The sequence below is a fragment of the Maridesulfovibrio ferrireducens genome (assembly GCF_900101105.1).
Lineage (GTDB): Bacteria > Desulfobacterota > Desulfovibrionia > Desulfovibrionales > Desulfovibrionaceae > Maridesulfovibrio > Maridesulfovibrio ferrireducens.
The window spans coordinates 940,914-954,439 of sequence record NZ_FNGA01000001.1 but is presented as its reverse complement, the minus strand read 5'-3'; the positions used below and the strand labels follow the sequence as shown (position 1 = coordinate 954,439).

Below are 13,526 nucleotides of genomic sequence, written 5' to 3'. Positions count from 1 at the left end.
TTTATGCTCAAGGCTGAAAACAGTCTGGGAATCATATTTTTCCCTGCATTTGACTGGGCAATCTCGCCGACTCACCCGGAAAGAGAAGAACGCCTCCTCTATACTCAGGACCAACTGCGTGAAGAGGGACTTTTTGATATTGAAGGAATCCGCGAATATAAGCCCGAAGTAGCAGAAACAGTCGACATCGAAAGGGTTCACTTCTGCTTTCCTGAAGCCGAAGCCATAGCCACCCGTTCTCACTATATTTCAGCAGGCGGAGCCATCAAAGCCGCCGAACTTGTTATGCAGGGAGAAAGAGACCGCGCCTTTGCATTAGTACGTCCTCCCGGACATCATGCAATGAAAACAGTCCAAGGCTCACGCGGATTTTGCGCTATCAACATTGAAGCGATTATGTGTGAACACATCCGCGAAAAATACGGCCCTAAGCGCATAGCCATTGTAGATACCGACTGTCATCATGGCGACGGCACACAGGATGTCTACTGGCACGATCCTGACACTCTGTTCATATCTATGCATCAGGACGGACGAACACTTTATCCGGGCACCGGCTTTCCAAAGGATGCAGGCGGCCCTAAAGCACTGGGACGCACTATCAACATCCCTCTGCCGCCCGGAACCTCCGATGCCGGATTTATGATGGTCATGGAAAAAATAGTCATGCCCATACTGGATGACTTTAAGCCGGACCTAATCATAAACTCCGCAGGGCAGGACAATCATTTCACCGACCCGATCACCAATATGAATTTTTCCGCACAGGGCTATGCCGCACTGAACTCGATGCTGAAGCCCGACATTGCTGTACTGGAAGGCGGATATGCCATTCAAGGAGCATTGCCCTATGTCAATCTGGGAATCAGCCTTGCAATGGCGGGAGTTGATTACTCCCATGTTCGTGAACCGGGCTGGAACCCTATTACGCTAAAAGAACCCGATGATGTAATGAAATATATTGGAATGCTTTGTGATAGTATCCCGGATATTTATTTCAACCCGCCCAAAGAAAGCAACGAAGGCATTATCAACGGCAACTGGTCTGTTCGTCACCGCACCATTTTCTATGACACGGAAGGATTCACAGAGTCACAGACGGAATCATTATTACTCTGTGACGAATGTCGCGGTTTATTGAAAGTGGAAACGCAAAAAGAAAACGGCCCCATGGGCTTCGGGATTGAAATTCCCATCGGAGCCTGTGATAAATGCCGGAACACCGGATATTCTTTGCTGGAAGAAGCACAAATCAAGAGCAAATACCGCTACATGCAGATGATCAATCGCAAAGATAAAGAATACATGCGCTACGGATTTTGAAAAGATAAAAACACGACCATTAGGATTATGGCCAAAAACAAATGATCAAAGAAAAAGCCCGCAATTCAAATAATTGCGGGCTTTAATTTTACATTATAAAAACAGATATTAACTTTCTTCCGTCATCGGAGGAAGATTCTTGATATAAATATCCTGCTGAGGGAAAGGAAATTCAATACCTTTCTCTTTAAAGGAATCCCATATGGCGAGCATCGTATCCGACTTAACTCTGCCAGTTCCCTTCTCAGGATCATTGATCCATATCCTCAGCTCAAAATCAACAGAACTGGCGCCGTACCCGGTCATGCGACATACAGGAGCAGGAGTCTTAAGAACTCCGGTCACAGTCCGAGCCGCTTCTACGCTGGCCTTCATGGCCTCATGAACATCAGACGAGTAAGCTACTCCAAAAGGAATTCTAAGCCTCACGGAATTATCTCCGTAAGTCCAGTTTATAACCTGCCCTGTTATGAGCGAATCATTCGGAATCAGATACTCTTTCTTATCAAAGGTCTCCATTGAGATAAAACGGGCATTAAGTGACTTAATCTTACCTCGGGCATTTCCGACTTCAATAATGTCGCCGGGCTTAATGGATCGCTCAAGCAACAGAATCACGCCACAGACAAGGTTGGATATAACCTTCTGCAAACCGAAACCGACACCGACACCGACAGCTCCAGAGAAAATAGTCAGCCCGGTAAAGTCGACCCCGATCCCTTTAAGTCCCAGATAAACCGCTAAAGTCATAAGGCCTAATTTAGACCCTTTTGACAAAAGAACTTGTAAGGAAGGTGAGAGAGTTTTTGATTGTTCAATCTTAGATTGAGTAATTTTGTTCACAAAACTTGCAACCTGAACCAAAGCAATAAGAAGTATTATTCCTTTAAAAAGAACAAGTATGGACAAATTCTTTTGATTGTATACAAACCCGACAGTATCGAGAAAAGCTACAGTTTTACCGAGCACCCCGAATACATTAAGAGCAGCCATTGTCCATGCTGCCGCAGAAATAAACCTAGCCCAGAACTGATTCATAACCAGACTGGAGGCGATCTTTATAATAACCCAAGCGGCTGTTAATGAACCGGCCACTATCAATAATCCTGGCCTGTATTCCTTAGCAAACAATACATAAACTGAGAGTTTAAAAAGCAGGACAGTAAACAAAAGCCATGTCTGTTTTATTGCCGTCTTTACAAACAAGCTTTCGCGGACAATCTGAGGGAATCGTCCGTCCACAGCGGTTTGGATTTTCGGAGTAATTTTTTTATTGAAAATTCTGCCAAGCAAGAAGATCAGAGGAATTAAAATGAGTTCCTCAGCCCCATTAAATGTAAAAAAATCCGTTACCACAGATTCTTTTAAATCTAATAGCCATTTTACTAAATCATCCCTTAAAAACTTCTCGAAAGTAGAAATGTCCATAAACTAAGCCTCGTGCTAGATTAGAATATCAAACAAAGTCCCAACAAATAAAAGCACCGAGATAACGCCGTTAAGAGCAAAAAAAGCCATATTCACACGGCTCATATCATCGGCAGATATGACTTGATGTTCGTACACCAGAATCGCCGCAATGATAGCAGTAGTAGTAAAATAGATCCACCCCAACCCGGCAGATAATCCAGCAAGCAAAAAGAAAATTCCGGTGTTTACGTGACAGAAAGTCGAAATAGTGAGCGACTTATTAATTCCGAGAGAAGCAGGAATTGAGAACAACCCGCGGCCTCTATCAAATTTTCTGTCCTGAGTTGCGTAGAGGATATCAAACCCTGCCACCCAGAAAACAACTCCGAAGAAAAATAAAATTGCAGGCAAAGTGAACTGAGGATCAACACATAGCCATCCCGCAAGAGGAGCAAGTCCCAGAACAGATCCGAGCACGAAATGACACAGCTTTGTAAACCGCTTGGTGATTGAATAAAAAGCTGACCAACCAAGAGCAAAATAAGAAAGTTTATAACAAAGCTCATTCATATTTTTACACGCAACAACAAAAATCACAGCGCAAACAGCAATAAAACAAAAAGTGAAAAACGTTGAAAGTTCACCTGTAACCAAAGGGCGGGTGCGCGTTCTGGGATTTTCACTGTCAATATTGATGTCGACCAGTCTATTGAATGCCATTGCAAAAGATCTGACCGCAATCATTGCAACTGTCAGCAAAAAGAAAGGCTTAATTCCCGGCCAACCATCTGCCGCAAGGAAAATACCAATATAAGCAAACGGCAGAGCGAAAATTGAATGCTCAATTTTAATCATACGGCAGACAATGACAGTATTTACCCATAACAATTTTAAAGTATCGCGCAATAAATCGATCAAAACGAACTCCTTATCAGTCAACCTGAGATTTATACTTCATCAAAATTTTTCAATAAGCACAGCACCTGTAACAACTAAAACTACACCTGCAATTCTCATGGGAGAAGCTTCCCGGACGGCATATCCTATGAGCCCGAAGTGGTCCAGAAAAATGGATGCGGCCATCTGTCCTGCCACCATCCAGCACATCATGGTTCCAGCGCCGAGAACAGGAGCAACAATCACCGCTGCGGCTACAAAAAATGCCCCCATCAACCCGCCGGTCCACATCCACCAAGGCCCTTTTAAAGTCGCCTCAAAAGCTGGAATCGGTGTTTTAGCAAGAAAAGAATAGGCTATCAGCGTCAGTGTTCCGACTGCAAACGAGATAGTTGCCGCCAGTACCGGATCACCCACAAAATTTCGCAATTTCATGTTTATTCCAGCCTGAGTCGGAGCCAGAGCTCCGAAAGTGACTGCGATAGCTATAAAAAACAGCCGCATATTTTCTCCAATTTTTAAGCAACAACGGTGCAGGATAACTTTCTTCACCTTGGTTGCAAAGCTAAGCTGGCACCTTATAAAAAAAACGACCCGAAAAAGCACTGAGCTTGAACGGGCCGTAATTAAAACATAATAAACAATAAAATTACTTGCGGGTTACAAGGCCGTAACTCTTTTTACCTTTACGGATAAGTAGAACTTCTCCGCCTATAAAATCGGCATCAACAGGAATGTATCCAAAATCGCTGACACGTTCATTATTGATATAAAGACCGCCGGCGGTAATATCTTTGCGAGCCTGACCTTTTGATTTAACGAGTCCCAGATCCATAAGAATCTGCGGAAGATCAGGAAGAGCATCAGCAGCATATTCTACGCCCGGAGCGGCTTCCATGGCTTCACGAAGTGTCGCGGAATCTACAGATTTAACGTCGCCTCCGCCAAAAAGAGCTACAGTTGCAGCCTGAACTTTTTCAAGCTCTTCCTTGCCGTGAATCATGATAGTAGTTTCTTCTGCAAGACGCTTGTGCGGTATACGCATGTGCGGAGCTTCTTCATGACTCTTCTCAAGCTCAGAAATTTCTTCCTCAGTCAGGAAAGTGAAGAACTTAAGGAAGTTAATAACATCCCTGTCGTCTGTATTAATCCAGAACTGATAGAATGTGTAAGGAGAAGTCATTTCAGCATTCAGGAAAATGGCGCCTTTCTCACTCTTACCAAATTTCTTACCCGAAGCAGTAGTAATAAGCGGGAAAGTCAGAGCATAACCTTCGCCCGCAGCTTTACGACGGACAAGTTCGCATCCGGCAGTAATATTGCCCCACTGGTCGCCGCCGCCAATCTGAAGCTGGCAGCCTTTTTCCTGATAAAGATGATAATAATCATAAGACTGAAGGAGCATGTAACTGAACTCGGTATAAGAAATACCGACATCTTCGCGTCCAAAACGGCCTTTTACCGATTCTTTGGCAAGCATCCAGTTTACAGTGAAATGCTTACCCACCTCGCGGAGCATATCAAGGAAAGAAATATCTTTCATCCAATCGTAATTATTAACGACTTCTGCTTTAGAACCTGTATTGCGTTCACAAAACCCTTCAATCTGGGTCTTGATTTTTTCCACCTGAGCTTCAATCTTTTCGATACTTAAAAACTCACGTTCTTTATCTTTACCGCTAGGATCACCGACCCTTCCGGTTGCTCCGCCAAGCAGAAATAAAGGATTATGCCCAGCTCTTTTCATGCGTACGAGACAAAGGAGAGGAACCAGATTACCAATGTGAAGACTGCTGGCAGTGGGGTCGAAGCCGCAATACATGCTTCTTCCGGGAGTAGACAAATATTCACGAACCTTGTCTTCGTCAGAAACCTGATGAATCAACCCGCGCCACTTAAGCTCATCATAAATATTCATTTTTACCTCTTTATTGAATTTATCCTGATTGCCTTATTAAAAAGCAATTTTAAACATAAAAATTATTAGCAACCGATGATAGGATCGGTCTTCCAGACATCAATGGAAACTGTTTTTCCTGTCTCTTCGTCAATATCAAGCACGACTCCCTGCAATTCAACAGGACCACCGGCAACACGCCATTTCTGAGGCAATCCGGTCACAAACCTTTTAATAACAGGGCCGGGAGCAAGTCCCAGACAGGAATCAACAGGGCCGCACATTCCAGCATCCGTAATATAACCGCAGCCGTTTTCTAAAATTCGGGCATCATTAGTCTGAACATGGGTATGCGTGCCTAGAACAGCTGAAACCCGTCCATCAAGATAGCGGCTGAGACATTGTTTTTCAGACGTTGCCTCAGCATGAAAATCAACTAAAATCACCTTTATCTCAGACGGGATCTCTTCAAGAATTTTGTCCGCGCCTCGAAAAGGACATTCGCACGCACTCATGAAAGTTCGTCCCTGAAGATTTACAACAGCTACAGATAAGCCTTCCCGTATTTGAAAAGAAGTCCAGCCTCTTCCGGGTGCACCTTCTGCAACATTTGCAGGCCTAACAATTTTATCACAGGTATTAAGATAGGAGTATATATTCTGAAATTTCCAGATATGATTGCCGGACGTTAAGATATCAATTCCGCAACCGAGAAGCTCTTTAGCATTTTTGAGAGAAAGACCTACTCCAGATGAAGCGTTTTCTCCATTGGCCACAATAAGATCAAGACTGAGCCTCTTACGAAGGTCAGTCATCTTTAAAGCAATACCCTTTCTTCCGGGTCTGCCGAATATGTCACCAAGAAAAAGAATCCGCACTGTGTTCACCTAGCGGTAGATCTGAAATTTGTAGAAAAAAGCGGCAGGAAAGTCGGCCCGAAGGGGCAGACCCTCCGGGCCGCTATAAAACTCATCTATTTTGCATAACCTACGGAACGACGTTCGCGAATAACGGTTACACGAATCTGACCTGGATAGGTCATGTTGTTTTCAATCTTAGTAGCAATGTCTTTACAAAGCATATGTGTATTATCGTCGGTAACTTTTTCAGCATCGACCATAACTCTGATTTCTCGGCCGGCCTGAATGGCGTAAGCCTTAGAAACTCCATCAAATCCGGTAGCAACATTTTCAAGTTCTTCAAGGCGCTTCACATAGTTTTCAAGAAGTTCCTTTCTTGCTCCGGGACGTGCACCGGAAAGACTGTCAGCAGCCTGAACAAGTGTTGCCAGAATTGACTGAGGAGGAATGTCTTCATGATGAGCCTGAATTGCATGGATAATCTCTTTGGATTCACCATGTTTTTTAGCAATATCAGCACCGATTACAGCATGAGGACCTTCGATTTCATGGTCAACAGCCTTACCGATATCATGAAGCAGACCTGCACGCTTAGCGATCTTCTCATCCATTCCGAGTTCCGCAGCCATAATGCCGCAAAGGAATGCAACTTCGAGAGAATGCTGAAGCACGTTCTGAGAATAACTGGTTCTATACTGTAATTGCCCAAGAAGTTTTACAATCTCAGGATGGATGCCGTGAACGCCGACATCAAACGTAGCCTGTTCACCTATTTCACGAAGCTTAACATCCATTTCCTGTTCAACTTTAGCCACGATATCTTCGATACGTGCAGGATGAATGCGACCGTCATGAATAAGTCTTTCAAGAGCCTGCTTTGCGATTTCGCGACGAAGCGGGCTGTATGCTGAAAGAACAACTGTTTCAGGAGTATCATCAATGATGAGGTCAACCCCTGTAGCGGCTTCAAGCGCTCTGATATTTCTACCTTCACGACCGATAATACGCCCTTTCATATCTTCTGATGGCAAAGCAACAGCAGTAACTGTCTGCTCATTAATGTAGTCACCGGAGTAACGCTGGATAGCAAGAGCAAGAATTTTGCGAGCCTTACGACTGCCTTCTTCTTTTGCTTCCATTTCAATAGCACGAACCATTTTACCAGCTTCGTGACGAGTCCGGCTTTCTATTTCTGTCATGAGTTTTTCGCGAGCTTCCTCAACAGTCAGTCCTGAAACTTCCTGCAACTTGCGTTCATGCTCATCTTTTCTTCTTTCAAGACCTTCGCGAAGTTCTTCGAGCTTCTTTTCCTGCTTAATCATGCGCTTTTCAAGAGCCAAAACCTCAGACTCTTTCCCGGCAACTGTTTCAAGCTTCTTCTCAAGACGCTCTTCTTTTTCTTGAAGACGCTCTTCCTGTTTTTTCAGGCCGCGTTCTATTTCTTTGTACTCATTTTCCTGCTCTTTTTTAAGAGCATATACTTCATCCTGGGCCTGAAGTCTGAGTTCTTTTTTCATGGCTTCGGCTTCTTTCCGAGCCTCCTGCACAATTCTATCAGCCAAACCCTGTGAATCGGCTAAACGCTTCGAATTCACATAACGGTGCAGGGCATATCCGCCTGCGGCACCTAGGGCCATTCCAAATAATATCAGAAAAAAATCCCCAAACATGCCATTCTCCTTTTATGTTGACAGGCCCTCTAAGACCTGATTTTTCACTACCGATCAACTAACGATCAGAGGTAACAATCTTCCATGGAGAATAGAAAAGAGACGGAGGCTTTTAGCAGAGGAGTTGTGTGGATTAAACAGCTTTATAGCAATTAATATCCTGTTAATTGCTATAAATTCTGCGGATCCCTGTTAGGGACCCCGGAGATGCCGTGTTGCCGTATAAGTTAGAACCTAGTCTAACAGGTGGGCGCGGTACTCGGAGCTTCAGGCTTCCCGGTAAACCGGGCGTGCACACCACTCCGAAGATACATGCTCCCTTTCTTAATATATTGGTTCAGAATCTATAGGGCAATCACGTACTCCCCAGGGAAATATATCTATATCCTAATTATGATCACTTGAGCGATCACAAATCACTTCTCTAATAGCGCGTTTATCTTCTCTTCCATCATTTCGATCTTGCGGCCGTGTTCAAGGTAGTCGTCAGCAAGGCTTAAGGCTAAACAAGTCAGCAATTTTTCCCTACTAACATCCTTTCCGCCCCGCGTAAGTTCACCGAACCGGTCTTCAAGCACATCCTTTGCGGCTTCTATTCTAACTTTGTCCGCATCGGTCTTGAAAGAAATTTCAAGGCCGAGAACCGGTATCGTATAACGAGGCATATTTGTATGACTACCATCATCCTCTAGAATTTTACATTAAACCACCTAGAATATAATAACAAATTGTCATACATCCCGGACAGAAAAACAAAAACTCTTATTCAAGATTTCCTTCAACTTTACTCAGAAGAAACTCAATACGCCCTCGGACTTCGTCCTTGCGCTGTTTCTCCTGCTCAATCTCTTCAAGAAGAAAAGCATTCTCTTCTTCGAGTTGTTTAATCTTTTGCAACATTTTATCGAAACGTTCTTCCAATTGAGCGATTATTTCCATTCTTCTAACCTAATACCTTATCTTTACAAAATCAAGACTTCTGAGAAGTCCGGGAAATGTTGACTTGCTTTGATCTAGCTACAGCTAAATCACCGTCATTCACATCTTTAGTAATAGTTGATCCGGCAGCAATCAGTGCGCCGCGTCCGATAGTGACAGGAGCTATAAGAGCTGTGTTACTACCGATAAATGCGTTTTCACCTATTATGGTTTTAAACTTATTTTTTCCGTCATAATTGCAGGTAATTGTCCCTGCACCGATATTTGTCCCCGCCCCGATTTCACTGTCTCCAAGGTAAGTCAGATGACCGGCTTTTGCTCCTTTTCCAAGGACAGCCTTTTTCATCTCAACAAAATTTCCTATCTTTGCCCCTTCTTCAAGAACAGCCCCCGGACGAAGTCGACCGTAAGGACCTACTGCACACTTGGGGCCGACATTTGCTTCTTCTAAATGACTGTATGCCTTAATTTCGGCATTCTCGGCAATACTGCTATCAGTAATTACAACGTGAGATTTAATTACTGCACCCGATGCAATAGAAGTTTCACCATAAAGCTCGCATGGTCCAGTAATTTCTACACCCGGCTTGATCTTTACACGAGGCCCGATAACTGCGGACTCCCAATTATGGATTATTACGCCGGAACGCAACCAATTTTCTGCAATTCTCATTCTTAACGTTGATTCCGCATTTGCAAGCTCATAAGGATTATTAATACCCATGAGATCAACTGAATCTCCACAATCAACGGCCGTCACATTCATTCCGCATTCAACGGCGAGATCGACCAAATCAGTAATATAATACTCACCACTTTTGTTTTCATTGGTAAGCTTGGACAATAATTCTTCTACAGCTGATATTTTCAGACAGTAAATTCCGGCATTCACTTCACCGCTGACAGGTCCATAAACAGACTCGTCATAATCTTTCGCTTCAACAATTGCCGTAACCTGACCCGCCTTATTACGAATCACCCGCCCGAACTGACACGGGTCTTTAGGCGTGATTGTAACAAAAGACAAGTCGGCACCGTCTTCTTTAACCGCTTCCAGAAAATCACTGACAGATTTTGCACCTATAAGCGGAGTATCTCCGTTTATGACCAGACAGTATTCAAGACCGGAAGCTTTAATCCGCTCCCAACCTTGCTGCAAGGCGTGCCCGGTTCCGAGTTGCTCTTTTTGAAGAACAAACTTCTCCTTCATTTGAGGAAAAGAATCTTCAACATATTCGGAACCGAAACCAACTATTGTAAATATCTCATCACCGATGGATGGACGCAAGGCGTTGTAAACATAATAGAGCATTGATTCGCCTAAAAGAGTCTTAAGAACCTTAGGCTTCTCAGAGTGCATACGTGTTCCTTTTCCTCCAGCGAGGACGAGGGCACAGGCAAATGAATCGTGCATTATAATCTCTCCGTATTTATTACTGGCAACTAGTTATCAGGTTGCATTACCAGAGTAAATGAACAAAGATTTAAAATCTAAATTATTTTCGGTATGATCTGCAAAATATAACAACACAATTCCATACACTTACACGTGCTTGTGATCGATTTAAATGATTTGCATATTTACTAGATATAACTTCAATTGCATTCATATTTTTTACAACACATAAATTGAAATAAATAAAACTTAATAATCAAATATTAATCCACGAATAAATGTCGTTTTTCACATAAATATAAATTTTCCGAAAAAAAGGAGCAGACTGTTAAAACAGTCTGCTCCTAAATAGCCATGGGGCTTTTGAGGCTGAAACTAAACTCTAGTGAGTTGTTGTTCCTGCATGCTGAGCCGCATCTTTACAGCTTAGGCGGGCAAGAGCTCTCTGAAGAGCTGCCTGTGCACGAGCTGATTCAATGCGATCCTGAGCTTTCGTCATACGAAGTTTCGCTTTTTCCTGAGCTTTTTGAGCCCGAGCGATATCGATCTCAACGGCCTTTTCAGCAACTTCCGCTAATATAGTCACTTTATTGTTTCCAACTTCTGCGAAGCCACCGGAAACGAATATATAGTGAGTACGAGAACCTTCTTTATAATAAAGGTTTCCAACGCCGAGAGCTGAAAGGAAGGGTATATGATTGGCCATTATACCAAACTCACCCTCAATCCCAGGGGCGCCGACATAGTCGACTTCCTGAGAAAGGACCTTGCGATCAGGAGTAACGATTTCCAAGAGGAGCTTACTAGCCATAATCGCGTCCTATGCTATTTGTTTTTCTCTTTTTCGATGGCTTCGTCAATTCCGCCAACCATATAGAAAGAGTTTTCAGCCATATCATCGTATTCGCCGTCAAGGATTCCTCTGAATGCCTTAACAGATTCCTCGAGCTTTACGTAAACGCCGGGGGTACCGGTGAAAACTTCAGCAACGTGGAAAGGCTGAGAAAGGAAACGCTGGATGCGACGAGCACGTGCAACAGTCTGCTTATCTTCATCTGACAATTCGTCCATTCCGAGAATGGCGATGATGTCCTGAAGATCTTTGTATTTCTGCAGAACCATCTGAACTTCACGAGCAGTATTGTAATGTTCGGCACCAAGGATATTGGGGTCGAGAATACGTGATGTGGAGTCAAGAGGGTCAACAGCAGGGTAAATACCAAGCTCTGCAATCTGACGGGAAAGAACAAGTGTTCCGTCAAGATGAGAGAATGTTGTTGCTGGTGCAGGGTCAGTAAGGTCATCAGCAGGTACGTATACAGCCTGAACAGAGGTAATAGAACCTTTGTTTGTGGAAGTAATACGTTCCTGAAGTCCACCAAGGTCAGTTCCCAGAGTAGGCTGGTAACCAACAGCGGAAGGCATACGTCCGAGAAGTGCGGAGACTTCGGAACCAGCCTGTGTGAAGCGGAAGATATTATCAACGAACAGAAGAACGTCTTCACCTTCAACATCACGGAAGTATTCAGCGATGGTAAGTGCAGTCAGAGCAACACGAGCACGTGCCCCTGGAGGTTCATTCATCTGTCCGTATACGAGGGCTGATTTCTCAAGAACACCAGCGTCTTTCATTTCGTGATAGAGGTCATTACCTTCACGGGTACGCTCACCAACACCAGCGAAGCAAGATTTACCACCATGCTGTTTCGCAATGTTGTTAATCATTTCCATGAGAATAACGGTTTTACCAACACCAGCTCCGCCGAAGAGACCCATTTTTCCGCCCTTGGGGAAGGGAACGAGAAGGTCAACAACTTTGATACCGGTTTCAAGCAATTCAACTTTAGTTGAAAGCTCAGTAAATGCAGGAGCTGCACGATGAATTGGCATAACCTTGTCAGATGCGATCGGGCCAAGTTCATCCACTGGGCGACCAACAACGTTCAGGATACGACCAAGCACTGCATCACCAACAGGAACGGTAATTGCGATACCTAGAGCATTAACATCCATTCCACGAACGAGACCTTCGGTAGCGTCCATAGCAATGGTACGAACAACGTTATTACCGAGATGCTGTGCGACTTCACAAATGAGGTCAGGAGCGTCAGTGTTGTTCGGGTTGTCAATCTGTACTGCAGTCAGAATGTTGGGCAATTGCCCTTCAGGGAATTCGACGTCAACAACGGCGCCGATAACCTGAACAATTTTACCTATAATTTTACTCATCCGAGTAACCCCCTATATTATCCTTTCAGCGCTTCTGCGCCGCCGACAATGTCCATAAGATCCGCGGTAATAGCGGCCTGCCTAGTTTTGTTATAAAGCAAGGTCAATGATTCAGTCATGTCGTCGCATGCTCTGGATGCATTATCCATAGCAGCCATACGTGCAGCATGTTCGCTGGTAGACGTATCAAGTAGACCGCGATAGACCTGAACTTTCACAAAACGGGGCAGAAGCTCCGCGAGAAGACCTTCAACAGAAGGTTCATAAATGTAATCGCCAGAAGATGTAGACTCAATTTCGTCTGCTGCAACATCCGAAGACATGGGCAGAACTTTAAGTCTTGTAGGCACCTGAGAACCAACACTTACAAACTTTCCATAAACAAGGTAAACTTCATCCAGTTCTTCAGCAAGGTAGGCATCAATTACTTTGTTGCCTATAGTGATCGCGAGGTTAAAATCGAATGAGCCCATTTCATCAGCATATGATTCAACGATTTCATGTTCGGTTTTATTAGCAGCTGCGCGGCCTTTTTTACCAATGCAGTAGAACTTTACAGTTTTACCTTCAGCCTTCTTTTCTGCGGCCAATTTCAAGGCCGAGTTTATCATATTCGTATTAAAACTACCGCAAAGTCCGCGATCAGACGTAATAAGCATAATGCCTACAGTCTTGATCTCTTCATGGACTTCAAGCAGAGGGTGGACACTAGAGTCCGCTCCGGCTGCTAAATCACCAAGCATTTCATAGAACTTGTCTGCGTAAGGGCGGAAGCGGTCAATTCTAGACTGAGCGCCACGCAGCTTAGCCGACGCGACCATGTTCATCGCTTTGGTAATCTGCTTAGTCTTTTTAATACTGACTATTTGATTCTGGACATCCTTAAGAGAAGCCATCAGTACCTC

The 13,526-nt window shown here is 44.0% G+C and carries 13 protein-coding genes and 1 other RNA gene; 1 reads left to right on the top strand and 13 read right to left on the bottom strand.

What is annotated here, in order from left to right; all coding sequences use genetic code 11:
* Positions 1-3 precede the first annotated feature (3 nt).
* On the top strand, positions 4-1,323 hold the full coding sequence (locus BLT41_RS04300; RefSeq protein ID WP_092158569.1) for a histone deacetylase family protein: 1,320 nt from the start codon (positions 4-6) through the stop codon (positions 1,321-1,323).
* A gap of 108 nt (positions 1,324-1,431) precedes the next feature.
* Here the strand turns inward: BLT41_RS04300 and BLT41_RS04295 are convergent, their stop codons facing one another.
* From BLT41_RS04295 to BLT41_RS04240, 13 genes are all read right to left on the bottom strand, one after another.
* The gene (locus BLT41_RS04295; RefSeq protein ID WP_092158567.1) at positions 1,432-2,751 is read right to left on the bottom strand and encodes a mechanosensitive ion channel family protein; all 1,320 of its coding nucleotides are present in this window, start codon (positions 2,749-2,751) and stop codon (positions 1,432-1,434) included.
* 15 nt (positions 2,752-2,766) lie between these two features.
* Entirely contained in the window at positions 2,767-3,588 is an 822-nt protein-coding gene (locus tag BLT41_RS04290) for a UbiA-like polyprenyltransferase (RefSeq protein WP_170830307.1), read from the bottom strand.
* Between the two features lie 102 nt (positions 3,589-3,690).
* Positions 3,691-4,134: a DMT family transporter gene (locus tag BLT41_RS04285; RefSeq protein WP_092158563.1), complete on the bottom strand. Its 444-nt coding sequence runs from the start codon at positions 4,132-4,134 to the stop codon at positions 3,691-3,693.
* Between the two features lie 145 nt (positions 4,135-4,279).
* Complete coding sequence (gene tyrS, locus BLT41_RS04280; RefSeq protein ID WP_092158561.1) at positions 4,280-5,548, bottom strand: tyrosine--tRNA ligase; 1,269 nt, start codon at positions 5,546-5,548, stop codon at positions 4,280-4,282.
* Positions 5,549-5,613: 65 nt separating this feature from the next.
* Positions 5,614-6,405, bottom strand: a complete 792-nt coding sequence (locus tag BLT41_RS04275) for a TIGR00282 family metallophosphoesterase (protein ID WP_092158560.1) — start codon at positions 6,403-6,405, stop codon at positions 5,614-5,616.
* A gap of 95 nt (positions 6,406-6,500) precedes the next feature.
* Complete coding sequence (gene rny / locus BLT41_RS04270; protein ID WP_092158559.1) at positions 6,501-8,057, bottom strand: ribonuclease Y; 1,557 nt, start codon at positions 8,055-8,057, stop codon at positions 6,501-6,503.
* Positions 8,058-8,251: 194 nt separating this feature from the next.
* Positions 8,252-8,433: non-coding RNA, 6S RNA (gene ssrS, locus BLT41_RS04265), on the bottom strand.
* A gap of 40 nt (positions 8,434-8,473) precedes the next feature.
* On the bottom strand, positions 8,474-8,722 hold the full coding sequence (locus BLT41_RS04260; protein ID WP_092158557.1) for a cell division protein ZapA: 249 nt from the start codon (positions 8,720-8,722) through the stop codon (positions 8,474-8,476).
* A 97-nt stretch (positions 8,723-8,819) separates the two neighbouring features.
* On the bottom strand, positions 8,820-8,996 hold the full coding sequence (locus BLT41_RS17395; protein WP_170830301.1) for a hypothetical protein: 177 nt from the start codon (positions 8,994-8,996) through the stop codon (positions 8,820-8,822).
* A gap of 31 nt (positions 8,997-9,027) precedes the next feature.
* Positions 9,028-10,410, bottom strand: coding sequence for a bifunctional UDP-N-acetylglucosamine diphosphorylase/glucosamine-1-phosphate N-acetyltransferase GlmU (glmU, locus tag BLT41_RS04255; protein ID WP_092158555.1), 1,383 nt, complete (start codon positions 10,408-10,410; stop codon positions 9,028-9,030).
* Between the two features lie 364 nt (positions 10,411-10,774).
* Positions 10,775-11,203 carry a F0F1 ATP synthase subunit epsilon gene (locus BLT41_RS04250; RefSeq protein WP_092158553.1) on the bottom strand — a complete coding sequence of 143 codons (429 nt, stop codon included), beginning with the start codon at positions 11,201-11,203 and terminating at the stop codon, positions 10,775-10,777.
* Between the two features lie 14 nt (positions 11,204-11,217).
* Positions 11,218-12,621, bottom strand: a complete 1,404-nt coding sequence (gene atpD, locus BLT41_RS04245) for a F0F1 ATP synthase subunit beta (protein ID WP_092158551.1) — start codon at positions 12,619-12,621, stop codon at positions 11,218-11,220.
* A 17-nt stretch (positions 12,622-12,638) separates the two neighbouring features.
* Positions 12,639-13,517 carry a F0F1 ATP synthase subunit gamma gene (locus BLT41_RS04240; RefSeq protein ID WP_092158549.1) on the bottom strand — a complete coding sequence of 293 codons (879 nt, stop codon included), beginning with the start codon at positions 13,515-13,517 and terminating at the stop codon, positions 12,639-12,641.
* Positions 13,518-13,526: the final 9 nt, after the last annotated feature.

Coding starts and splice junctions, on each gene's coding strand:
- BLT41_RS04295 (WP_092158567.1), bottom strand. CDS start 2,751: ATGGACATTTCTACTTTCGAGAAGTTTTTAAGGGATGATTTAGTAAAA.
- BLT41_RS04260 (WP_092158557.1), bottom strand. CDS start 8,722: ATGCCTCGTTATACGATACCGGTTCTCGGCCTTGAAATTTCTTTCAAG.
- BLT41_RS17395 (WP_170830301.1), bottom strand. CDS start 8,996: ATGGAAATAATCGCTCAATTGGAAGAACGTTTCGATAAAATGTTGCAA.
- BLT41_RS04240 (WP_092158549.1), bottom strand. CDS start 13,517: ATGGCTTCTCTTAAGGATGTCCAGAATCAAATAGTCAGTATTAAAAAG.
- BLT41_RS04290 (WP_170830307.1), bottom strand. CDS start 3,588: ATGATTAAAATTGAGCATTCAATTTTCGCTCTGCCGTTTGCTTATATT.
- glmU (WP_092158555.1), bottom strand. CDS start 10,410: ATGCACGATTCATTTGCCTGTGCCCTCGTCCTCGCTGGAGGAAAAGGA.
- atpD (WP_092158551.1), bottom strand. CDS start 12,621: ATGAGTAAAATTATAGGTAAAATTGTTCAGGTTATCGGCGCCGTTGTT.
- rny (WP_092158559.1), bottom strand. CDS start 8,057: ATGTTTGGGGATTTTTTTCTGATATTATTTGGAATGGCCCTAGGTGCC.
- BLT41_RS04300 (WP_092158569.1), top strand. CDS start 4: ATGCTCAAGGCTGAAAACAGTCTGGGAATCATATTTTTCCCTGCATTT.
- BLT41_RS04285 (WP_092158563.1), bottom strand. CDS start 4,134: ATGCGGCTGTTTTTTATAGCTATCGCAGTCACTTTCGGAGCTCTGGCT.
- BLT41_RS04250 (WP_092158553.1), bottom strand. CDS start 11,203: ATGGCTAGTAAGCTCCTCTTGGAAATCGTTACTCCTGATCGCAAGGTC.
- tyrS (WP_092158561.1), bottom strand. CDS start 5,548: ATGAATATTTATGATGAGCTTAAGTGGCGCGGGTTGATTCATCAGGTT.